Raw genomic sequence first — 22,573 nt, forward strand, 5'->3', positions numbered from 1 at the left:
TATTTACCTGCTAAAATATTTGCGGCTGCTTTTTCAATAGGTAAAATACTTAATTTGACTCCAGCTGGCGTTGCCAACTTTAACCCACTTTTTTCGATCGCATTTGTTGCTACCTCATCGTCTACGACCATGATCCGACCAATATTCAACTTTGTCGTCCAAAGATTTACCACTTGTCCATGTATCAAACGTCCATCAATTCTTACTCCAATAATTGCCATCATCCATTCTCCTTTTCTAACTTTTTTCTATTGGCTCTTTGACAAAATCTATAACTTCACTGAATCTACCTTCTGTCTCAAAGATAACGATTTCATTTTGTCCTTTTCTAAGTAAACCCTCGGGAACAAACAGTGAAAGAATTGGTCCTACTTCCCAAAAACGACCAATATTCGTGCCATTCACCCAAACGATCCCTTTCCCAAACTCACTAAGGTCCAAATAAGTATCACCGATTTCTGACAGTTCCGCTTCAAAGCGGTAAAATGCTGGTTGACCTGCTACCCATTTTTTTGAAAAATCGATGTGTTCTGTAGTCTCTAAAGGTAAACAATACTGTGTCCATTCTGTGATAAAATGAAGATCGCTCATCACTCCTGTACGTATTCCTTTTCTTTGCGTATCAGCTAACAGCTTGTGTCCATAGTTGACCCGTCCCATATTTTCAAATAATAGATCAATTTGATGGTCTTCTTTCTCAAGTGTCAATGGAATGGTCTCACCGATCTCTGTTTGGTATTGAATCGCTTGCTTTTCTTCATCGAGAAAAACATGGACCCGATCACGTCCGTCGATGATCCGTAATTTTTCATTGACCGCATCTTTTTTGATCGTTGTTCGATACAATAGGTACCCAGTATTCTGACCCAATTCTTCCATTGTTTGAGGATAGGTCGAGTGGATCGACTCGCCGATGGTATCCAGTGTTGCGAAAAAGCTGACTTTTTCTTTCAAGTTGATTCCTTTTTTGACGATTGTTTCTTTTATCCATGGTTCCATTTGCTGCATTTCTGGAAAATTTTCTGCCATCAATTCGTTTCAGAGCAAAATATTTTTCCGTTGGATTTCCCTGCTCATCCAATGGTGCATCGTAATCATAGGAAGTGACTTGCGGCAAATCAATCGTGCCTCTGGCTGAACAGCCATTCATAAATCCAAAATTGGTTCCACCATGGAACATATAGAGATTGATACTGCCGATCTGTAATGCTTCTTTGACTGCATCCGCTAATTCTTCCGGATCTCTTTTAATGATCGGCTCTTTCCAACGATTAAACCAGCCATCCCAAAATTCCATACACATCAACGGCCATTTTTTACCATGTGCTTCAAAAAACTGGGCCATATCTGCAAAATTTTCTTTTGCTTTTGAGCCAAAATTCCCTGTCGTAAAAACATCATCGTCGATCAAACTGCCTGCTCTTAATGTGGCTTGCCACGGTCCATCAGAAGTGAATAGCGGTAAATCGATCCCGCCTTCCTCCAAGTATTTTTTTACTTGGCGCAGGTATGCTTTCTCTTCACCATACGAACCGTACTCATTTTCTACCTGCACCATTAAGACGTTGCCGTCATGAGTGACTAGATGAGGAACGATTTTAGGTAGTAGCGCTTGGTAATACCGTTTGACATACTTCATGAAGCGAGGATCCGCTGAACGAATACGGCACTCCTTTGTCAATAGCCAAGCAGGCAAGCCACCAAATTACCATTCTGCACAAATATAAGGGGCAGGACGTACGATTGCGTATAATCCAAGGGATTGCGCTAACTCTAGAAAATGGGAAAGATCCAATATTTCCGAAAAATCATAGGTTCCTTCTTCTTTTTCATGGAGATTCCAAGGCACATAGGTTTCCACAGTATTAAATCCAAGCGCTTTCAAATTATGCAATGACCGCTCCCAATTCGTCGGATGCACCCGGAAATAATGGATGGCACCAGATAAAATTTTGAAAGGTTGACCGTCTAACAAAAACTCTTCTTTTATTTCAAATCTAGTCAAGCAAATTTCCTCCCCGTTTTTAGAAACCGCTTTCTAATTTTATAATCAACGAATCTTTCTGACGTTGATTTCCCCCCTAAAATAATCGACTTTCACAGGATCGATCCATCCTGTTTTTTCTTGTTGTGCATTCGCCATCCCACAGGCCATCGCAAACGCAAGTGTTTCTTCAATCGTATAGCTCTTTGATAGAGCATGTGCTAAGCCTGCAATAGTCGAATCTCCTGACCCCACAGGATTCACCACCGCGATTTTAGGAATCGTAACCTGATAGAAGTGTCCCCCTACTTTAGCGATCGCTCCTTTTGAGCCTAGCGAAAGAACGATCCAATTGATTCCTTCAAAAAGCGGATGATCCAATAATGATTGGATTTCATCTAACGAAGTAGCCGAAGAAATTGTTTGGTGGACCAACTCTCCTAATTCTTCCAAATTAGGTTTGATCAAAAATGGTTTTTCCTTGCCTTCCAAGACTTCAAGCAAGGTTTGACCAGAAGTATCTAACAATACTCGTGTTCCTTTTTCATTCGTTAGGGCAAGTAACTCTGCATAATAATTTTTAGAAAATCCTTGTGGCAGACTACCCGAAATCGTAAAGATATCAGTTGTTTCCATTAGTCGTGCAAAATGCTCGGTAAATTTATGTTGCTCTTCTTCTGTCACAACAGGACCGCTTTCCAATAGTTCTGTTTGATTCGCTCCATGTAAAATAGCAATCGAATCTCTCGTTTCCCCTTTGATAGGTAAAAATTGATGCGTTATCCCTGATTGATCGAGTTGTTCTTTGATATATGCGCCATGCTGCCCGCCGACTAATCCAGTAGCTAAAACATCATCTGCTAATAAATGAAGGACACGAGCAACATTCAAGCCTTTTTCTCCAGCCGTTTTGTTGACCGTTTTGACCCGATTGACTTGGTCGATCCGTAATTCATCCAACGTGTAAGCGATGTCAATTGAAGGATTCATGGTAACTGTCGTGATCATTTTGCTGTCACCGAATCTTCTTTTACTTTGTCAAACCAAGGGGTGGCGTTTTCATTTATCACTTTATTCAACGATTCGATATTTTGTCGCCCTTGTGTTCTCAACCACTCAATCGCACCTTCTCTGCCATTTTCAACATATGCTTTGACTCCATCTTTCCAAGTCGCACGTCCGCATAACACACCATTGAATGTTGAACCAGATTCATGAGCAAAGACCAATGTTTGTTGGAACAATGCAGTCGAAACCCCTGCACTCAAGAAGATAAATGGTAACGGTGTTGCGTCACTTTGTTCCTTGAAGAATGCCGCTGCTTCTTTTTTACTATACGCAATTTCACCATCAGAATAACCTTCTACATAGTTCATATTGACTGGTACTTCTACTTTCAATACATCCACTTTGTATTTAGGATCAGAAAATTCTTTCATCATCTCGATCACTTTATGCGGTTTGATCTTCGCATATTCTAACGAAGTGCTGTCATTGATTTTGGCATCATACGAAACCAATTCTAGATAAAACGGACGCTTTTCACCTGCACATTCACTGCCTAAACGTTCGATAAATACATGTTTCAAATGATTGATCTCTGGGTCTTCATCTACATCATAATAAAGCAAAAACTTGATTGCATCGGCTGTTTGTTCCTTTAATCTAAGCGTAGACCAATCCGCTAATAAATCAGGCAGACGTCCTGGAGTTGTCGCATCATAACCCGTTTTTTCATAGGCTAAAAGTAGTCCTGCTTCCTGATGTCTGGCTTTAGCAGCTGGCAATCCATACTCTGGATCTAGTAAAATAGCAGAAGCATAAGGCGTTAATTCTGCTGATACTAATTCTTTGAATTCAGTGATCTGTTGTGCCGTTGGTTCTTTTCCTAACGCTTTGATCATCTTTTTCAAAGCACCGCGTTGATCAATTGCCAATGCACTGATGATTCCTTCTTTTGTTGATAAACTCTTCATAGCTGCAACTTTTTCTTCATTCATCCTTCGTTTCCCCTTTGTTCACATATTCATGGATAATGACACCTTTGACCACTCGATTGACTGTACCTGTAGGCGATGGTGTGTCTGGTTTATTCGCTACTTTTATCGACGTATCGAGCGCAATGATTTGGGCTGTCATGATCATAGGTAACGCAAGATACGCATCAGGTAGGCTGATCGAAGCTTCTAACAAAAGACTTGTACCTGTGAAATCGATGTTTCCTGGTTGGGCGATCGCGATGACATTCGTGGTAATTTGGTCATCTTTTATTTCTTCTAGAATATCTAAGTCATAATTTCTTGTATACGGTTGGGTATTAACAAAACCAATAACAAGTGTTTCGCTATTTAAAAACGATTTTGGCCCATGGCGGAAGCCCATAGAAGAATCAAAGATCGTTGCCACTTTACCGGCTGTCAATTCCAATATTTTCAATTGTGCTTCTCTCGTTGCACCAGCCAAACTTCCTGAACCAAGATAGGCGATACGTTCAAATGACTTAGGCAATAATTTTTGGATTTCTTGATCTCGTGAAATTAGATCTTCTCCAGTTCTGATCAATTGTTGAAGATAACTTTCTTTTTTTTCAACGGCAGTTTGGTCGAATACCCATAACGCACTCAACAACATGCACGTAAAACTTCCTGTCATGGCAAATCCTGCATCATTTGATTTTTCTGGTATCAGTAAAAGATAATTTCGTTCATCTGTCGCTGCGTTCTTTGCTAACTGACCTTCTTTAGCACAAGTGATCGTCAAATGAAACAATGTCTTGATTTGTTCATTGGCAATCTTGACTGTTGCCACGCTTTCTGGGCTATTTCCACTACGTGCAAATGACACCAGTAATGTCGGTTCATCAGGAAATAGAAATTCTTTCGGTGAAGACACGATGTCTGTCGTACCAAAGCTATGAAAAATAAAGTGATCGTTATCCCCGTATTCATTTAAATAAGGTACTGCTGTATCCCCGACATATTGTGATGTACCTGCACCAGTAAAAATCACTCGAACTCTTTTGCCGTTTGCTGTTTTTTTTATCTGGTCAAAAAACAATGCTAATCTTTCTTGATTCTGTGCTAATATCTCTGCTGTTTCTTTCCATAATTGCGGTTGCTGTTTGATTTCTCGCGTAGTTATTTCCGCACCCAACTCTTTTAATTTATCCTTCGATAGTTCAAACATGTTGTTTTCCCTCTCAATCATTTTCGGACGTGGCGGATCTTATAATGAAACTGGTCTGCTCTCGCTACACTATCCGTATATTCAATAATTTCATTTTTCACATTATAGGTCGTTCGGCTTAGGTGTAATACCGGGGCACCATCAGCGATACGAAGCGGATCAGCATCTTTCTTTTGAACGATACTTGCATAAAATTCTTCATCTGCTAATTGAACTTGCTGTTCATAATCCTGAGAAAACACATCATACAATGGCTTACTTTCAAGTAATGGCAGATCAAGACCAATAAATAGTTTTGCAGGTAAATAAGAACGTTCCACCATCAATGGTTCGTCATCCGCTAAACGAAGTCTTTTCAATTTGAAAACTGTTTCGCCTAAATTGATGTTTAGATTCTTGGCAACCTTTTTGTTTGCTTCCATTTGCTTGAATTCCAAGATGACTGTATTAGGCACCCGTCCCAATTCCCTCATCTCTTCTGTAAAACTATACGCTCCCGCCAGATCAGACGACTTATCTGATAAATCAGACACATATGTTCCTTTTCCGTGTCGGCGATAAATATACCCTTGCGTCTCTAATTCTTGCAAAGCAAGGCGAACCGTTGTCCGACTCACTCCATAATGCTGACAAAGTTCTCTTTCAGATAACAATTTGTCATGAGGTGTCATCTGTGTTTCGATACGTTCTTTCAATACGTCAACTAGTTGATAATATAATGATTTTCCTTTACTTGAGCTCTCCATAAAAATACCTCTTCTTTACTGGTTATAACCACAACACAAGAATACCCACATACTCCTCATTTGTCAAAGGGCTTTTGGCATAAAAAAGCTATTATAACAAGGTTTCAAGGTAATTTAGAACTGGTATCAAAAGATACCTCAAAAATACCAGTTGACAAATAAAAAACAAAAAAAAGCTGAATCTTGGCAAAGATTCAGCTAAATGTTCTAGAGAAGTAAAGAAAAAATATTCTTTATACATCTGTGGCTATTTCTACTATCGACAAGCAAATGGGCCTAATAGACTACTATGTAAATAAAAATGGCTTTCTCTAAATAAAGTAGGATTTTTTATTTTTTAGATAACTTTTCTCTCTTGCCGGTCTGATAGTCGAAATTTTGTTGTACATTTTTTAAAATAACAAAAATTTTTTATAATAATTCTGTTTTTTTTCGGCTCTATACTTTTTGATGTTGGTGAACTTCGCCAACATCAAAAAGTATAAAAAATATAGAAAAGACACCCTAAATATTCTAGACCTAAATATCCATTTCGAGGAAAATTGTTTAACTAAAGAAAAATATAAAGGACAAATTTGCTTAAATTATAAACCACCTCTTTCTTGTCACCTATGAGGACCCTTAATGTCACTGGTCATCCAGAACTACCTTGATCTTATTCGAGGTTGAATAAAGCCATTAACTATTGGGTATTGTTGAAAATTAGTCATTTCCACATCGTCCAACATATTGGCAGAACTTTCTTGAATCATCGAGTGAAAGAAACCACGGCACGGCTTAAAGGAACTTCCCACTCTCAACGAGGGTTAGGGAAAAAATTGAAACGCAATTGGAAACTCCTACAAAAAGAAGAAGCAAAGTTAAACTATGAAAAACGGGTTTGGCGTGCCAGTTTTAAAGATTATTTGACTGAAAGTGAGATTGTCGATCGACTGTTAGCTGCTTGTCCCAACCTACGCCAAGGCTATCAGTTATACCAAGACATTCTTTATGCGGTAAAGAAAAGAGATCAGTCACTATTTGAAGATTGTTTAACTAGAGACATTAACGGTCTGCCTGAAACCTATACAACCACTTTACGAACGTTTAAAAAGTTTCTGCCACAGATTCAAAATGCGCTTCACTACAGCTATTCAAATGGACCATTGGAATGTTTAAACAACCACATCAAAGTATTAAAACGCAATGCGTACGGCTTTCGCAGCTTTTACAATTTCAAACTACGGATCATGATTCGTCATGGCAAAACATTTTTAACCAAATAAACAGAACAGAAAGAAGTTTTCTTCTTTCTGTTCTGTCCAAATTATTCTAAGATTTCTCTTTACCAACATCATTTGACAATGAGCCAACATAAATTCCATGGTTCAAGTTTGATCCATGTAGCTGGATTCCTCCAACTCATTGTCTAAAAATCTATTTCGTGATGATTTGATCTAAACTTGCTAACGACAATGCCATCTCAGCAATTTGTTGTAATTGTGCTAAGCGATTGTTACGTACCGCTGGATCTTCGACCATTACCATCGTTTGATCGAAATATGTTTCGATCAATGGGCGTAATGCCACAAGCTGATTGTAATTTTCATCAAGGCTTTGATCTGGTAATTGCGCTTTTACTTGATTGACTGCTTCATATAACTCTTTTTCTGCTTCGTTTTCAAAAAGAGCTGGATCAATTTCTTTTGCAGCGTCGTCTTCCACTTTCTTCGCTAGATTGACCACACGAGTCAAAGCTTCCATTGATGGTTTAAAGTCTTCATCTTCCAATCGTTCTTTAAATAATTGAGCTGCAGCAAAAGCTTTTGTCAAGTCTTTCTGTTCTGCATTCAAAATAGCATCAATGATATCATGACGTACTTTTTTCGTTGTCAACAATTGACGCAAGCGTCCTTTTACGAAATCAATGACTTCTTTTTGACCTTCAGATAATTCAATGCCAAAACGAGTAATGTCTTGATTGATTTCTTGATTGATCGCATGTTGTAAATTGACCAATGGGAATGCCCAATTTTTCGCTTCGATGATCCGAACGACTCCGTAAGCTTGACGACGTAATGCATAGGGATCATTTGAACCACTTGGGATCATACCAACAGTGAAGAAAGAGAAGATACTGTCTAGCTTATCAGCGATTGCTAATACTGCACCGATAGCTGATTCTGGAAGCTCTCCTTCACTTGAAGTCGGCATATAGTGTTCTTTGATAGCACGAGCAACTGCTGGTTTTTCACCATTTAGTCGAGCATACTTTTCACCCATGATTCCTTGAAGTTCTGGAAATTCGCCCACCATATTGGTTACCAAGTCAAACTTGTAGATCTCAGCAGCACGTTGTAAATCAGCTAATTCTTCTGTAGAAAGACCAATTGACTCGCCTAAAATACGTGCAATTACTTGGACACGTTGCATTTTTTCATAGATACTGCCGATTTTCTCATGGAACGTTACAGATTTCAATTTTTCGACATATTGGTCAATGGACGTTTTTTTGTCTTCATTATAGAAGAATTCTGCGTCTTCTAATCGAGCGGTCAGCACTTTTTGATTTCCTCTGATCACGTTGTCTAATTTTACATGATCGCCATTACGTGCTGAGATGAAGTGTGGCAATAACAGACCTTCTTCATTTCTTACTTCAAAGTAGCGTTGGTGTTCTTTCATTGACGTCACTAACACTTCTTCTGGTACAGACAAGTATTTTTCTTCGAAATCACCTGCAAAGACAGTTGGATATTCGACTAGATTATTGACTTCTTCCAAAAGAGTGGCATCTAGATCAATGACCCAGTTATTTTTTTGTGCCAGTTCTTCTGCTTGTTCAACAATCATTTGTTGTCTTTTTTGCGGTGCAGCAATCACGAACTGCTCTTGTAATTTTTCTTCATATTCCTTCGCATGGGCGAAAGTCACATCTTCTCCTAGGAAGCGGTGTCCACGTGAGCGACGATCGGTTTTTACATCCAAAACCTCAAAGGGGATCACTTCATCATCTAATAAAGCAACGATCCAATGAATCGGACGGATATATTCAAAATCAAAATCAGCCCAGTGCATAGTCACTGGGAATGTCAAACTTTTGACTACTTCAGCAAGACCTGTCAATACTTCTTTTGCTGGTTTCCCATGCGTATATTTTGTCACATAGACATATTCGACACCTTTTAGTTCTCTAAAAGTGATATCGTCAGTTGTCACTCCTTGTCCGCGAACAAACCCTTGTGCTGCTTTTGACCAATTCCCTTCAGCATCTAGAGCGATTTTTTTCGCAGGACCTTTGACTTCCTCTTCGCTATCTTCTTGGCGTTCTGGAATATTCGTTACTTTGATTGCCAATCGTCTTGGCGTTGAGAATGTTTCAATCGAATCATACGTTAATTGATGTTCATCCAAAAATTTTGCTGTTTTTTGTTCCAACTGTTTCATACTTGGTGTCACTACATGGGCAGGCATTTCTTCCAAACCAATTTCCAATAATAGATCTTTTGCCATCTTATTCAGCCTCCTTGTTGTTTTTCGGATCTGCTGTGTTTTTATTCAATAATGGGAATCCAAGTTTTTCTCGTTCTGCCACGAAAATCTTTGCTACTGCTTTTGCCATGTTGCGAATTCGAGAAAGATAGCCAGCACGTTCAGTCACAGATACTGCGCCACGTGCATCCAACAAGTTGAAGGTATGGCTGCATTTCAAGATATAATCATAGGCAGGATGAACAAGATTTTCATCGATACACCGTTTTGCTTCTTTTTCAAAACGATCGAAATTACTTAGTAACAATTCTTGGTCGCTCACTTCAAATGAGTATTTAGAATGTTCATATTCTGGTTGTTTGAAGATCTCCCCGTATTTTACTCCATCAGACCACTCTAGATCGTAGACACTTTCTACTTCTTGGATGTAAGATGCTAAACGTTCCAAACCGTAAGTGATTTCTGACGTAACTGGTTTACATGGAAGTCCGCCAACTTGTTGGAAATACGTGAATTGAGTGATTTCCATGCCGTCTAACCAAACTTCCCAACCAACACCGGCACAGCCCATCGAAGGGTTTTCCCAGTTGTCTTCAACAAAACGGATGTCATGCTCTAAAGGATCGACTCCTAATAAACGCAAGCTTTCAAGATATAGTTCCTGAATGTTTTCTGGTGATGGTTTCATGACTACTTGGAATTGATGATGTTGGTAAAGACGATTCGGATTTTCACCATAACGGCCATCTGCTGGTCGACGTGATGGTTCAACATATGCTGCGTTCCATGGTTCTGGTCCGATAGCACGTAAGAAGGTATAGGGACTCATCGTTCCCGCCCCTTTTTCTGTATCGTACGCTTGCATCAACATACAGCCATTTGATGACCAAAATTTTTGCAACGTTAAGATCATGTCTTGCACTGATAATTTTTTACTCATATCTTTTGCTCCTTCCAATTAAAAAACGTTTTATGAGAAAATCAGAATAACAAAAAAAGCCCCTATGCTTGTCTAAACAAACATAGGGACGAATAGTTTCGCGGTTCCACCCTACTTCCGAAAAAATCGGCAGCTTCATTGGTCGTACTCCCAAGTGCCTCTTCAAAAACCGCCAGCGTTCGGCTTACACCCTCCCGAACTCGCTTGTGCTACGTATTTTTTACTGTGCTTGATCATCGTACTTATCTATTAAGAGTTCACATAATGAAAAGCTTTAAATCACATTCTCATTCATCTAGCTTCAATAATAGACGGTATACCGCCCTTTTGTCAAATAGTTTTGAGCCTTCTTTGAAAATTCTAGTCATTTTTTTCATCTTCGGTAGTTGGTTTATCCTCTTTTTCAGGGACTTTCAATACATGTTCCCAAGATTTCATTTGATCAATAAATTTTTTGCTTTTCAAATGGATTCCTACGTATTCTTCATACAACTGATCAATCAGCTGGCGGATCGCTTGTTTTGTTTCTTCCTTCAAGCTGATCCCATTGATCTTGTCATAGGAGATTGCCGAAAACATTCGTACAAAATAAACAGCTCTCGGATCTGCATGGTAGCGATGGTGATCCATATCCCAGTGTTTTTCACAGATCACGCCCCCATATTTTGACGAGTAATCAAATTTCCCCTGGGTTTCTCCACAAACCACGCAATGCGTCCAAATCGGAGCAATCCCAAAGCGCTGTAACAACTGAACCTCAAAAATATTCGTGATGATTTCCGCATCATCGCCTTGATCCATCCGATTCAATGCTAATTGGGTAAAATGGAATAGATGAGGATCATACTGATGATCTTCAATTGCAGCATCGACTAAATTCAGCAAATACGTGCCATAACCGCTTAAAAAGATATCTTCTTGGATATGTCGAAAAGCATGAACATCTTTGACACTTGTAATGAAAGAAAGTCCTTCATTTTTAAAGGTGCCTATACCTATATAGGTTGCTTCAGTGAAGGGCAGAAGTGCTGGAGCTAACGGCTGATTTTGCCGATGGATGCCTTTTACGTAAAACATCATTTTCCCAGCAGATTCCGTAAAGATCTTCACTAATTTATCTTTTTCTTTATAGTTTCTACTGGATAAGATGATGCCTTTTGATTCTGCAAGTTGACTCATAGTAGCACCCCTTTCACATCTGAGTTTCTTGTATATTGAACAGATAGCTATTACTAGCGATCATCATTAAGACAGTGACAAATCAAACGTGATGAAAATCGAAGTCTTACACAACAATAGCAGAAGGACTTACAGAAATAATTTCTTGATTCCTGTAAGATTTCTGTTTTTTTCGAAGAAATCGCCGTTGATCCGTGTTTAGAGGAGTATGGGACAAAACTAAAAATCAGGTTTTCCACAGACTCTCGAATAAACGGCGGCCAAAAGTCAGGTTTTTCGGAAATTTCAAAAAAGAGGCTGGGACAGAAGTGTTTAACTCCGAGAAATAAGAAGAAATTAACGAAAATTGCTTTTCAAATTTTTGTTAACTTCGGCTTATTTCCGAAGGAGTTGCTTCTGCTCCCGCCGTTTATTCGTTTTTAAAGCATGAGACAAAAGTGTTTCTTACTTTTGTCCCACTCTCTTTTCTCTCCAATTTTTCAACCCTAAACGACTTTTGTGTCGACCTTCTCTTTATCCATTGATGAACGAGCCGATTTAATACTCGTCTTTACGGTACCCAAAATCTTGCAAGTAGACTTGTTTGTCACGCCAATCTTTTTGGACTTTTACCCACAATTCAAGGTATACTTTATCTCCTAAAAGATTTTCAATATCTTTTCTGGCTTTCGTGCCGATCTGTTTCAGCATCTTGCCGCCTTTACCGATAATGATCCCTTTTTGACTGTCACGTTCCACAATGATCGTTGCTTGGATCTGTACCTTGTCATTCTCATTTCGTTTCATCGAGTCGATCACAACAGCGACTGAATGTGGAACTTCATCTCTAGTTAAGACTAATACTTTTTCTCGGATCAATTCTGAAACAATAAAATATTCTGGATGATCTGTTACTTGGTCATCAGGGAAATACTGAGGACCTTCAGGCATTTCATCAACCAATACCTCCATCAAACGTTCTACGTTGTTTCCTTCAGTAGCGGAAATTGGTACCACTTGTGCAAATTCCATCTGTGTCGAATAGTCTTCGATGATGCCTAACAGCTCATCTGGATGAACTTTATCGATTTTATTGATGACTAGGTACACTGGTGAATGAACATTTTTTAAACGTTCGATAATGAAGTCATCGCCGCGTCCACGTTTCTGATCCGCACTGATCATAAATAACACAGCATCTACTTCTCTTAACGCACTGTAAGCTGCTTCAACCATGAAGTCGCCTAAGCGGTGTTTTGGTTTGTGGATACCAGGTGTGTCGATAAATATCAGCTGCGCCTCTGGTGTCGTATAGACTCCCTGGATTTTATTTCTGGTCGTTTGTGCTTTGTCACTCATGATCGCAATTTTTTGACCAACGATCCGATTTAATAGCGTTGATTTCCCAACATTTGGGCGCCCAACGATTGCTACGAATCCTGATTTATGTTCTGTCATAATTTTCTCCTTTAATTAAAAAACAATTGATAGATTTTAGGGACAAATAAGATAAGTCCGACGATCACCGCAAAGCAAGCTGTTACAAGAACCGCACCAGCTGCCATATCCTTGATCTTTTTCCCAATGGGATGAAAATGAAAGTCAGTGAACATATCGACAACATTTTCGAAAACTGTATTGATGATCTCAACGATCCACACTAAAAACACGGCTAGAAGTAACCATAACCATTCACTGATACTTAGCTGAAAAACGATTCCCATAAGTAACGCGAACAAACCGAATACCACATGTTTTTTCATGTTGCGCTCTTCATCAAATACTGTTTTGACGCCTTGAAGCGCAAACTCTACTGACATCAAAAAGTGTTTATTCTTTTCAACATTTTTTTCGATATTCTTATCTTTTAAGTCCATACGCATCCAATATCTCTTTCTGTAAGCCAAACATCTCTTTCTCATCTTCTGGCGTCATATGGTCATAGCCGTTGATATGCAAGAAACCATGTACCGCCAAAAATCCTAGTTCCCGATCGTACGAATGTCCGTATTCTTCTGCTTGTTCAGCTGCTCGCTCGATTGAGATCATGATATCTCCCAATACTCGTGGCATCGGATTATCCCCATCTTCAAAGATCACAGGAATTTCATCTTCCCCTTCTTCTTCCAATGCAAAACTGATGACATCTGTTGGTGCATCTTTTCCACGATATACGCGATTGATTTCTTGGATTGCGGCATTATCCATAAAAGTAACAGACATTTCTGTTTCCTCTGGCAAATTCAAGTGTGAGGCAGCAAATTGAAGCAGATCCTCGATTTCTTTGATTTTTTCTTCTGAAACTTTTTCTGTTTCATCCATAAATGTAATGTCCATTATTATCGCTTCTTTCCCTTACTAATCTTCTGTTTTTTCGACTTCTTCTTTCATTTTTTCCGCTTCTGATTTCATTTTAGGATACTTGATCCTTGAATGGAAGGTACTACTCAACCCACTGATCAACGATTTTTCAACTTTGCGAATTTCTTTCAGTGTCAATCCACTATCATCAAGCTGTCCATCAGAAATACGTTCTTCAATCAAATTATGAACGAACTGCTCGATTTTTTCTCCTGCAGGATTATCCATCGCACGAACAGCTGCTTCACAGCTATCGGCAATGTTGACGATCCCTGCTTCTCTTGTTTGTGGTTTTGGACCTGGGTAACGGAATTGCTCTTCCGTCACTTCTGGATTCCGTTCTTTTGCTTTGATATAAAAATATTTCATTAACGTAGTCCCGTGATGCTGACGACAAATATCGATCACCATCTGTGGCATCTCATACTCTTCTAAAATTTTAGCGCCATCAGTTACATGGCCAAAAATGATTTGTTTACTATCCTCTGGTAATAGAAAATTATGAGGATTTTCTGCACCTGATGGCAAATTTTCCACAAAGAAACTGGCATGTTTGATTTTGCCGATATCATGATAATAGCAGGCTACTCGCGTCAATAAAGAACGACCACCGATATCAGCGACTGCATTTGCACTTAGGTTAGCGACCATCATACTATGATGATATGTGCCTGGTGCTTCTTCTAACAACTGCTTCAGTAACGGATGATTTGGATTACTCAATTCATTTAGTACGATGACGCTATCGTCATTGACCAGCAATTCAATATATGGATGTAAGCCCATCGTCAACAGATAGGACAGCAACGTACCCATAAATCCGCATACCAGCATCAACCATGTGGTACCATCGCTAAAACTCATACCTTGATAAATGATCAATACAATATCCATCAGTAGTGGAAAGATAATCACCCACATCATGGCTGAAACCCATTGTTCAGAAACCCGTTGCCGTTTTAAGACAGTTGCTAACAGCCCGCTAAACAAATAGGACATCAATATCGCTGTCAAAAAGTTCGTTCCGATCGAATCATAATAGATGAACAAAGCAGTAACTGTTTGGAACAAAGCCGCAATGATCCCTGAACGCCGATTCAAGAAAACATTCAGCACTAAAGGTGCAAACGCTGCAGGATAAAATAGCGGGATATAAGCTGCTTGCTCGGTTTGGAACAATTGGAAAAATTTCATTAATAGAACACTGAGGGACATCACCGTCACATAAAAAAGAACATATTCTGTTCTTTTGGCTGCTTCATGATACTGCATCGAGTTATAGAATAATACAGCAATTTGTAAAAGAACAGCTAAAATCATCGCAACTAATGGAAAAATCGATGTCGTTTGATTTGTCAGACCTAAAAGTTCAAGTTTTTTCATTGCTGCCGAATCGATTTGGTTTCCTTCACGGACAATGATTTCTCCTTGGTAGATCATGACTGGCTGAACTGCTTCTCTAGCTGCTTGTTTCAACTCTTCAGTTTTCTTTTCATTCAGCACATCATTTACAACGATTCCTTGATCCACTAGATAATGGATCATTTGTTGCTGATCGGTAGAAACATTCAAGTACTGGATCTGATCCTCTGCCTCTTGTTTGAAGGCTTCTAAGTCACTTTCTCGTACTTGTTTACTCATTTGTTCATCGATCAGTTTTAAACTTTGATCGCGAACTTCATTGATTTGACTTTCTGTCATCCCAAATATTTTTGTGTAGAAATTAGTCGGTAGCTTCTGGAAGAATGCTACATTTTCTGCATTCACACTTTCAAAATTTTTCTTTAGGGCAGCAATCCGTTCATCGATCGTCGGCTTTGGTACGTTTTCGTTATCTTTTGATTTTTCTACGTTGTCTTTATATGTTTTGTCAATGGAATCATTCGTTTTTTCGATCAAATCAAACAGTTGGTTGATCCGGTTATTCTGATCATCGACTAGATCCTGTTGATACGTATACTCTGGCGTAACAGCTTCTGCTGCTAATTTTCGCTTTTGTTCCGTTTCTTCCGTATTTTCAATAGTTTTATTCGCCCGGATACTCTCCTCGGCTACTTGACCTTCTTTAAAATCATTTGCCTTTTGCTTTACACTACTGAAAGTAACCCCACAGATGATGATGAAAAACAAAAACAACAAGAAAGGCATTGCAGCCTTCCCCAGTTTTGCTTGTAATTGTTGTAGTATCTTGTTCAACATATGCTTATCCTCCTAAGCCCTACTCTTGATGAAGATCTGCTTTTTCATAAGCTTTGATGATTTCTGCTACAACAGGGTGACGAACAACATCACTTGCTTCAAAATTGACAAATGCAATTTTCTTGATTTGCTTCAATGTTCGTTCAGCATGAACAAGCCCACTTTGTGTACCTCTCGGCAAATCGATTTGGCTTGTGTCACCGTTGACGATCATTTTAGACTGATAGCCTAAACGGGTCAAAAACATCTTCATTTGTGCCACTGTCGTATTCTGCGCTTCATCTAAAATCACAAATGCGTCATCTAATGTTCGCCCACGCATATAGGCTAACGGAGCTATTTCGATAACTCCACGCTCCATCAACCGATTCGTATGATCCAATCCAAAGATCTGATAAAGCGCATCGTATACTGGACGCAGATAGGGATCTACTTTTTCCTTTAAATCTCCAGGTAGAAAGCCTAGATTTTCACCTGCTTCGACTGCTGGACGAGTCAAAATGATTTTTTGGACCTCGCCTTTTTTCAACGCTGCTATCGCTAGCACGACCGCAAGAAATGTTTTCCCTGTTCCAGCTGGTCCTACGCCAAACACGATATCATGTTTAGCGACCGCTTCAACGTATTTCTTTTGGCCACTATTTTTCACTCTAATCGGTTTTCCATTGCGGTCCTTGACGATTTCTTCTTCATACATTTCTACAAAATAGCCTAAGGTCCCTTTTTGACCCATTTTTAAAGCAGTCACTACATCAGGTGTGCTGATATGGATTCCTCGTTTGATCAACTCTTGTAACGTACGGATCACTTCAGCGGCTAATGAAAGACCTGGCTCTTCTCCAATGATTTGGATCATTTCTCCTCTTGTATGGATAGTGGTCTCGGTCATTTCCTCGATCAATTTTATATGTTTATCATGTGCACCTAAAAGCATACTGACATCGTCAGCAGCAGTTAATCTAATCTCTAAAGAACTGGACGCTTCTGTCAAAAATAGACATCTCCTTTACTTCAAATCATTCTTTCCTATTTTACCATATCCGAGAAAAACTATATAGCAAATAAAAAAGGGACTACACAAAGGACTCTATTTCGTGATTTCTTAGGATATTTTTTAAGAAAAATAACGGTCTTCTACTGGGATATTCAGCATAAAATGTCCCATTATTCCCTTCAGCCCCTTCTCATCTTGGTATTAGATTGTCTCACATAAAAACATCTTACATTTTTTGAAAATTAAAAAAATTTAGTTTATTCGTAAAACTAGTCTTGCTTTTTAAAATAAGTTGTAGTATCATAATTTCAATAAATTAGATAACACATAAAACGTAGAGGAAAACAGTAGCTACTCAAGTATTTATTCCCAGTGAGTCATGTAAGTGAAAAATGACAATAAATCGAGTGAGCGAACATCATTTCCGAGTCGATGTCGAAAACGTAGAGCATCGTGGCTGCCACCATTATCAGGCTAGCGGATAACTTTTACAAAAAAGCGTCCGTGAAAATAGACAGCTTATTCAAGCTAAAAAAGGTGGTACCGTTCTAGTTATTTAGAGCCCTTTTCCCAAGTGGAAAAGGGCTCTTTTTTATTTTCTTTTAAGGTGGTGGTTCCCATGGAAACTGACATTAGTGAGATTCGAAGCACAAAACAAACATTCATTTATCTATTTTTTATTATCGGAGGAATTATTAATGAACAAAGCAAAAACTTATTCTTGGAAACAACTTCTAGTCGTCAGTTCTCTCATCTTCGGCATGTTTTTTGGATCAGGTAATCTGATTTTTCCAGTCCACCTTGGTCAACTTGCAGGTCAAAACTGGTTGAATGCCAGTGTCGGCTTTGCTATTTCTGGTGCATTATTCCCACTTCTAGCGATTCTAGCAGTCGTAGTGACGAACAGCGATGGCTTATATGATCTAGCCAAACCAGTCGGCAAATGGTACGCTGCTTTATTTCTTGTCCTTGTCCATCTAACAATCGGTCCTTTTTTTGGTACACCTCGTACTGCCGCTACTGCTTTTGAAATGGCCGCAAAACCATTTCTTCCAGAAAAATTCACTACGATCGGCATGCTCGTGTTCTCTGCGTTATTCTTCTTATGTGCCTATTTATTGACCGTCCATCCTACACGCCTCGTTAAATATGTAGGAAAATATTTAAATACGATCTTTCTCGTCTTATTAGCAGTCATCTTTTTCGTTGCCTTCATCCATCCTATGGGTGGCCTCCATCAAGCTGCCGATGCTACTTATCGATCGAACGCTTTAACAAATGGTGTCCTAGAAGGCTACAATACAGTCGATGCTGTTGCTTTACTTGCGCTAAGTGTTACTTTTGTACATGCTGTTCGTGATCTAGGATTAAAAAATAGACAAGTGACCTTGCTGACTGCCAAAGCAGGTACTCTTAGTGTTGCATTTGAAGTAGTCATCTATTTTGGACTTGTCCTTTTAGGAGCGATGAGCTTAAACAAGTTAACATTATCCGAAAACGGAGGTACAGCTCTTTCACAAATCGTTCAATACTATTTAGGAAACTTTGGTGCTGTCTTTTTAGGAGTCATGGTCACTTTAGGCGTATTTACTACCGCGATGGGATTGGTCGTTTCTTTTGCCCAAGATTTCCATAAACTATTTCCTAAGGTCAGCTACCTTACTTGGTTACGTCTCACTACATTTGTTTCCTTTGTTGTAGCCAATGCTGGATTAGATAATATCATCCAATGGTCTTTACCTGTATTGATGCTCCTTTATCCACTTTCTCTTGCATTGATCTTACTCTCATTGACCGCCAGATTTTTCCAAAGAAATCCAGTCATCTATCAAGTGACGATGCTCTTTACCGCTGTACCAGCTGTTCTAGATATGTTCGCCAATTCTCCTGCACTAGTCAGACAGCAATCTGTTGTTGCTGCTCTACTGGCTTTCTATCATCATCATGTACCACTAGCTTCACTTGGATTAGGTTGGGTCGTTCCTACCTTATTGGGTTATCTGATCAGTCTATTAGGTTATTACGGTTACCAAGCGCTAACGATGAAGGCTAGAGAGAATGAACAAGTAAATAATTGATTGGACTATCTAAAAAGAATTGGTTATTCCTTTAAAGGAATAACCAATTCTTTTTAGGTTGAAGTAAAAAAAACTGCGAACAAATTGTTCGCAGTTTTAAATTACAAGATTAGGATTGCAATAGTTCTTTCACGATTGCATTGACCTGATTTCCATCTGCTTTTCCTTTGACATTAGGCATGATCACACCCATGACTTTGCCAAATTCTTTTACAGAAGAAGCACCAGTTTGCGTAATCGCTTCTTGAACAAGTTGACGAATATCATCCTCAGATAATTGCTCTGGCATGTATTTCTCAACGATCACAATTTCACTTTTCACTTTTTCAGCCAAATCGTCACGCCCAGCTTCTTCAAACTCATGTAAAGAATCACGGCGTTGCTTCATTTCACGAGACAACACTGTTAGTTCTTCATCTTCCGTCAAGTCGTGACCTTCTTTGATCTGCTCGTTTTGAATAGATGACTTGATCATACGAATCACCTGCAAAGATTCTTTATCTTTCGCTTTCATCGCTGTCTTCATGTCATCGTTCAATCTACTTAGTAGTGACACACTACCAACTCCAATTCATCAAAGAACTAGAATTTTTTGCGTTTTCTAGCTGCTTCAGATTTTTTCTTGCGTTTTACACTTGGTTTTTCGTAGAATTCACGTTTACGAGATTCTTGTAAAGTACCCGCTTTTGACACGGAACGTTTGAAGCGACGAAGAGCATCGTCAAGTGATTCGTTTTTGCGAACGACTGTTTTTGACATGTTAATTCCCTCCCTCCGAGCTTAAAAAGTAACCGTAATTGTTATTGAAATTTAAATCCCAAAAAACAAGAATGTCCTGTAAATATTATATCTAAAGCTCTTTTGACCGTCAAGGGAATCTTGTGTTTTTTTTAAATAATCAAATGTTATTTTATTTAAAACAATTATTGACAGTTTTCACACCGCCCGAAGATCTCGAAACGATGGCCTTCGATCGTACAACCATTTAATTGGTCCTGAAAATAATTCATTGGACACATATGGATCTCCTTGGTCGTTCCACAAACCGTGCAGATAAAGTGATGATGATGCCCGATCTCTCCCTGACAACAATGAAAGCGAAATTTCATTTCTCCATTCAAATCTGTTTCTTCCAATAAATCAAGTTCAGAAAAATCATGAAGGTTTCGATAAACTGTATCATAACTGACCCCTTTGAACTCCTGATTCATGTAATCAAAAACTTCTTTAGCCGATACATATCGATTTCGTTTTACTAAGTAAGTCAACATCGCTTCGCGCTTCTTCGTATACTTGAATCCGTTATTTTTCAATGTTTCTAATGATTGTTCGATCAATGTTTGCTTTTTCAAGGCGTCCCCTCCAAATCAAAATGATTACGAAGTATATGTTCCACAGTATGGTATACTAAAGATAAAAAAATTGCAAGTGAGGTTTTATATCTATGACTTTTGAGACAACAGAGATCGTTACCTTTTTCGTCATTTCTGATTCTGCTGGCGAAACAGCAACCAAGTTAGCGCAAGCAACTATGGCTCAATATCCATCAGTCGAGTTCAATTTATTCCGACGGACATTTGTAACAGACAAAGAAGCACTTCAACAAGCCTTAGAAGATGCCCTTGAAGAAAAAGCACTTGTCCTCCATACTTTGATCAACCAAGAATTGATTGAAATGACACGTGATTTTTGCCAGAAAAATGACCTATTTAGTTTTGACGTCATGACGCCGCCAATCCAAGAAATCGAACGATTGACTGGAGTCAAACCGACACGGCAGCCTGGGGCACTCCATTTATTGAATGAAAATTATTTTAGACGGATCAAAGCGATGGAATTTGCTGTAAAATATGATGATGGAAAAGATCCCCGTGGTTTTTTAGAAGCAGATGTTGTCCTGCTTGGGGTATCACGAACATCAAAAACACCATTAAGTTTGTTTTTAGCAAATAAGAACCTGAAAGTTGCGAACTTGCCACTGATTCCTCAAGCCCATATCCCTAAACAGCTCTGGGAAATCGATCCGAAAAAAATCGTTGGCTTGACCAACAATCCGGATATTCTTAATAACATTCGCAAAGAACGGATGCGTTCTTATGGACTAAATCCAGACACAGCCTATTCTGATATTGAAAAAATCCGAGCTGAACTAGATTTCGCAAATGATCTTTATAAAAAACTAGGATGCGTGGTCATCAACGTCGCCTCCCTTTCAATCGAAGAAACTGCATCACTGATTTTAAATGCACTAGACTTAGAAGACCATAGTTACTACGGTACCGAAACCTCTGGTGAGAAATGAACAAAGAGAGAGTGGGACAAAAGTGTTTCTTACTTTTGTCCCACTCTTTAAAAACGAATAAACGGTTGGAGCAGAAGCAACTCCTTCGGAAATAAGCCGAAACTCGAATGTGGGACAAACCTAAACGACTTTTGTGTCGACCTCTTTGAATCTATCTTTTGCTCCATTGAATTTATTAGTGATAGGAATAATTATGGTGGCATTGATTGGTCGATCACTCGTTTACTAAAACGATTTTCCCCTTAGCATGATGAGTCGCACTTAATTCATGGGCAGCCTTAACACCTTCTGCTGTAAGTGGATACGTATGACCAACGATGCTTTTAACTTTTCCTGCTTCCATTAGATCAGCAATTACTTGTAATTGTTTGCCGTCTGGTTGAAGCCAAATACTTTTTGCCACCGCAATGTTCTTGGCTAATTCTTCATCAGGTTGGTCAACGACTGAGATCAACCGTCCTTTTGGATTCAATACTTCGAAGCTGGCTTTTTGAATATCCCCGCCCATCGTATCGAAAACTAAGTCCACGTCTTCTAATACTTCTGAAAAGTCAGTGGTATGGTAATCAATCACTTGATCCGCACCAAGTTCTTTTAGTAACTTATGATTCTTTTCACTAGCAGTCGTAATGACAAAAGCGCCCGCATTTTTAGCTAATTGAATAGCATAAATACCGACTCCGCCAGCACCCGCGTGGATCAAGACTCTTTCACCAGCTTTTAATTTGCCATGCGTGAATAGCGCTTGATAAGCAGTTAACCCTGCTAATGGCACAGCCGCTGCATCTTCAAAAGAAACAGAATCAGGTTTTTTAGCTAATAAATGATCATCTACGATCGTATAATCAGCATAGGTGCCAAAACGAGTTGTTTCTGGTCGTGCAAATACTGCTTGACCGACTTGCCAATCTTGCACTTCTGAACCAACTGCCACAATCTCACCTGCAACATCCCACCCTAGAATAATCGGAAATTCCCAAGGCATCATTTGTGCTAGATACCCTTCACGAAGTTTCCAGTCAATCGGATTGACTGAGGTAGCTTTGACTTTGACCAACACTTGATGGGCCCCTAGTTCAGGTAAAGTTACTCTGCTTTCTTTCAATTGGTCTGCATGACCATATTCTTCTATAACGATTGCGCGTGTTTCCATT

The 22,573-nt window shown here is 39.1% G+C and carries 19 protein-coding genes and 2 pseudogenes; 3 read left to right on the forward strand and 18 right to left on the reverse strand.

The window, feature by feature from the left end; all coding sequences use genetic code 11:
- From ED2_RS05870 to ED2_RS05905, 6 genes and pseudogenes are all read right to left on the reverse strand, one after another.
- Positions 1 to 221, reverse strand: a 221-nt coding sequence (locus ED2_RS05870; RefSeq protein WP_016177471.1) for a PTS sugar transporter subunit IIB, incomplete at its 3' end; no start/stop codon positions are given.
- A gap of 16 nt (positions 222 to 237) precedes the next feature.
- Positions 238 to 2,005: pseudogene (locus tag ED2_RS14865) on the reverse strand (glycoside hydrolase family 35 protein).
- A 45-nt stretch (positions 2,006 to 2,050) separates the two neighbouring features.
- Entirely contained in the window at positions 2,051 to 2,992 is a 942-nt protein-coding gene (locus tag ED2_RS05890; protein WP_016177467.1) for a hexose kinase, read from the reverse strand.
- Positions 2,989 to 3,984: a tagatose-bisphosphate aldolase gene (gene lacD, locus ED2_RS05895; RefSeq protein WP_005875505.1), complete on the reverse strand. Its 996-nt coding sequence runs from the start codon at positions 3,982 to 3,984 to the stop codon at positions 2,989 to 2,991. Before lacD ends, ED2_RS05890 begins: the two co-directional genes overlap by 4 nt.
- The gene (locus ED2_RS05900) at positions 3,977 to 5,170 is read right to left on the reverse strand and encodes an SIS domain-containing protein (RefSeq protein ID WP_016177466.1); all 1,194 of its coding nucleotides are present in this window, start codon (positions 5,168 to 5,170) and stop codon (positions 3,977 to 3,979) included. Before ED2_RS05900 ends, lacD begins: the two co-directional genes overlap by 8 nt.
- 17 nt (positions 5,171 to 5,187) lie before the next feature.
- Positions 5,188 to 5,916, reverse strand: coding sequence for a GntR family transcriptional regulator (locus ED2_RS05905; RefSeq protein ID WP_016177465.1), 729 nt, complete (start codon positions 5,914 to 5,916; stop codon positions 5,188 to 5,190).
- 695 nt (positions 5,917 to 6,611) lie between these two features.
- On the opposite strand from ED2_RS05905, the pseudogene ED2_RS05910 reads away from it, so the two are divergent.
- Positions 6,612 to 7,181, forward strand: a pseudogene (locus tag ED2_RS05910) (transposase); the annotation flags it as partial.
- A gap of 151 nt (positions 7,182 to 7,332) precedes the next feature.
- Here the strand turns inward: ED2_RS05910 and glyS are convergent.
- The 8 genes from glyS to ED2_RS05950 all read right to left on the reverse strand — a co-directional run bounded on the left by glyS (position 7,333) and on the right by ED2_RS05950 (position 17,036).
- Positions 7,333 to 9,408: a glycine--tRNA ligase subunit beta gene (gene glyS, locus ED2_RS05915; RefSeq protein WP_016177463.1), complete on the reverse strand. Its 2,076-nt coding sequence runs from the start codon at positions 9,406 to 9,408 to the stop codon at positions 7,333 to 7,335.
- A 1-nt stretch (position 9,409) separates the two neighbouring features.
- Positions 9,410 to 10,327 carry a glycine--tRNA ligase subunit alpha gene (glyQ, locus tag ED2_RS05920; protein WP_005880314.1) on the reverse strand — a complete coding sequence of 306 codons (918 nt, stop codon included), beginning with the start codon at positions 10,325 to 10,327 and terminating at the stop codon, positions 9,410 to 9,412.
- A 360-nt stretch (positions 10,328 to 10,687) separates the two neighbouring features.
- On the reverse strand, positions 10,688 to 11,506 hold the full coding sequence (recO, locus tag ED2_RS05925; protein ID WP_016177462.1) for a DNA repair protein RecO: 819 nt from the start codon (positions 11,504 to 11,506) through the stop codon (positions 10,688 to 10,690).
- Positions 11,507 to 12,043: 537 nt separating this feature from the next.
- Complete coding sequence (gene era, locus ED2_RS05930) at positions 12,044 to 12,943, reverse strand: GTPase Era (RefSeq protein WP_005880318.1); 900 nt, start codon at positions 12,941 to 12,943, stop codon at positions 12,044 to 12,046.
- An 11-nt stretch (positions 12,944 to 12,954) separates the two neighbouring features.
- Complete coding sequence (locus ED2_RS05935; protein ID WP_005880320.1) at positions 12,955 to 13,362, reverse strand: diacylglycerol kinase family protein; 408 nt, start codon at positions 13,360 to 13,362, stop codon at positions 12,955 to 12,957.
- Positions 13,346 to 13,822, reverse strand: coding sequence for an rRNA maturation RNase YbeY (gene ybeY, locus ED2_RS05940; protein ID WP_005880322.1), 477 nt, complete (start codon positions 13,820 to 13,822; stop codon positions 13,346 to 13,348). Before ybeY ends, ED2_RS05935 begins: the two co-directional genes overlap by 17 nt.
- A gap of 21 nt (positions 13,823 to 13,843) precedes the next feature.
- Complete coding sequence (locus ED2_RS05945; RefSeq protein WP_016177460.1) at positions 13,844 to 16,045, reverse strand: HD family phosphohydrolase; 2,202 nt, start codon at positions 16,043 to 16,045, stop codon at positions 13,844 to 13,846.
- 19 nt (positions 16,046 to 16,064) lie between these two features.
- Complete coding sequence (locus ED2_RS05950) at positions 16,065 to 17,036, reverse strand: PhoH family protein (RefSeq protein WP_005880325.1); 972 nt, start codon at positions 17,034 to 17,036, stop codon at positions 16,065 to 16,067.
- Between the two features lie 701 nt (positions 17,037 to 17,737).
- On the opposite strand from ED2_RS05950, the gene brnQ reads away from it, so the two are divergent.
- Entirely contained in the window at positions 17,738 to 19,117 is a 1,380-nt protein-coding gene (brnQ, locus tag ED2_RS05955; RefSeq protein ID WP_016177459.1) for a branched-chain amino acid transport system II carrier protein, read from the forward strand.
- Between the two features lie 109 nt (positions 19,118 to 19,226).
- On the opposite strand, the gene ED2_RS05960 is transcribed toward brnQ, so the two are convergent.
- From ED2_RS05960 to ED2_RS05970, 3 genes are all read right to left on the reverse strand, one after another.
- Positions 19,227 to 19,673: a GatB/YqeY domain-containing protein gene (locus tag ED2_RS05960; RefSeq protein ID WP_016177458.1), complete on the reverse strand. Its 447-nt coding sequence runs from the start codon at positions 19,671 to 19,673 to the stop codon at positions 19,227 to 19,229.
- 26 nt (positions 19,674 to 19,699) lie between these two features.
- Positions 19,700 to 19,876 carry a 30S ribosomal protein S21 gene (gene rpsU, locus ED2_RS05965; RefSeq protein WP_002356740.1) on the reverse strand — a complete coding sequence of 59 codons (177 nt, stop codon included), beginning with the start codon at positions 19,874 to 19,876 and terminating at the stop codon, positions 19,700 to 19,702.
- A 164-nt stretch (positions 19,877 to 20,040) separates the two neighbouring features.
- Entirely contained in the window at positions 20,041 to 20,469 is a 429-nt protein-coding gene (locus ED2_RS05970; protein WP_005880331.1) for a Fur family transcriptional regulator, read from the reverse strand.
- A gap of 92 nt (positions 20,470 to 20,561) precedes the next feature.
- Between ED2_RS05970 and ED2_RS05975 the strand changes: the two genes are divergently transcribed.
- Positions 20,562 to 21,419 carry a pyruvate, water dikinase regulatory protein gene (locus tag ED2_RS05975; RefSeq protein WP_005880333.1) on the forward strand — a complete coding sequence of 286 codons (858 nt, stop codon included), beginning with the start codon at positions 20,562 to 20,564 and terminating at the stop codon, positions 21,417 to 21,419.
- A gap of 214 nt (positions 21,420 to 21,633) precedes the next feature.
- Here ED2_RS05975 and ED2_RS05980 read toward each other — a convergent pair whose 3' ends face one another.
- Positions 21,634 to 22,572, reverse strand: coding sequence for an NADP-dependent oxidoreductase (locus ED2_RS05980; RefSeq protein ID WP_016177457.1), 939 nt, complete (start codon positions 22,570 to 22,572; stop codon positions 21,634 to 21,636).
- Position 22,573: the final 1 nt, after the last annotated feature.

The sequence above is a fragment of the Enterococcus durans NBRC 100479 = LMG 10746 genome (assembly GCF_001544215.1).
Taxonomy (GTDB): Bacteria; Bacillota; Bacilli; order Lactobacillales; family Enterococcaceae; genus Enterococcus_B; species Enterococcus_B durans.

Bases quoted from the DNA above. Each gene is read 5' to 3' on its own strand.
- ybeY (WP_005880322.1), bottom strand. From the start codon at position 13,822: ATGGACATTACATTTATGGATGAAACAGAAAAAGTTTCAGAAGAAAAA.
- rpsU (WP_002356740.1), bottom strand. From the start codon at position 19,876: ATGTCAAAAACAGTCGTTCGCAAAAACGAATCACTTGACGATGCTCTT.
- ED2_RS05900 (WP_016177466.1), bottom strand. From the start codon at position 5,170: ATGTTTGAACTATCGAAGGATAAATTAAAAGAGTTGGGTGCGGAAATA.
- ED2_RS05935 (WP_005880320.1), bottom strand. From the start codon at position 13,362: ATGGACTTAAAAGATAAGAATATCGAAAAAAATGTTGAAAAGAATAAA.
- glyQ (WP_005880314.1), bottom strand. From the start codon at position 10,327: ATGAGTAAAAAATTATCAGTGCAAGACATGATCTTAACGTTGCAAAAA.
- era (WP_005880318.1), bottom strand. From the start codon at position 12,943: ATGACAGAACATAAATCAGGATTCGTAGCAATCGTTGGGCGCCCAAAT.
- ED2_RS05945 (WP_016177460.1), bottom strand. From the start codon at position 16,045: ATGTTGAACAAGATACTACAACAATTACAAGCAAAACTGGGGAAGGCT.
- ED2_RS05890 (WP_016177467.1), bottom strand. From the start codon at position 2,992: ATGATCACGACAGTTACCATGAATCCTTCAATTGACATCGCTTACACG.
- glyS (WP_016177463.1), bottom strand. From the start codon at position 9,408: ATGGCAAAAGATCTATTATTGGAAATTGGTTTGGAAGAAATGCCTGCC.
- recO (WP_016177462.1), bottom strand. From the start codon at position 11,506: ATGAGTCAACTTGCAGAATCAAAAGGCATCATCTTATCCAGTAGAAAC.
- brnQ (WP_016177459.1), top strand. From the start codon at position 17,738: ATGAACAAAGCAAAAACTTATTCTTGGAAACAACTTCTAGTCGTCAGT.
- lacD (WP_005875505.1), bottom strand. From the start codon at position 3,984: ATGAATGAAGAAAAAGTTGCAGCTATGAAGAGTTTATCAACAAAAGAA.
- ED2_RS05905 (WP_016177465.1), bottom strand. From the start codon at position 5,916: ATGGAGAGCTCAAGTAAAGGAAAATCATTATATTATCAACTAGTTGAC.
- ED2_RS05975 (WP_005880333.1), top strand. From the start codon at position 20,562: ATGACTTTTGAGACAACAGAGATCGTTACCTTTTTCGTCATTTCTGAT.
- ED2_RS05980 (WP_016177457.1), bottom strand. From the start codon at position 22,572: ATGGAAACACGCGCAATCGTTATAGAAGAATATGGTCATGCAGACCAA.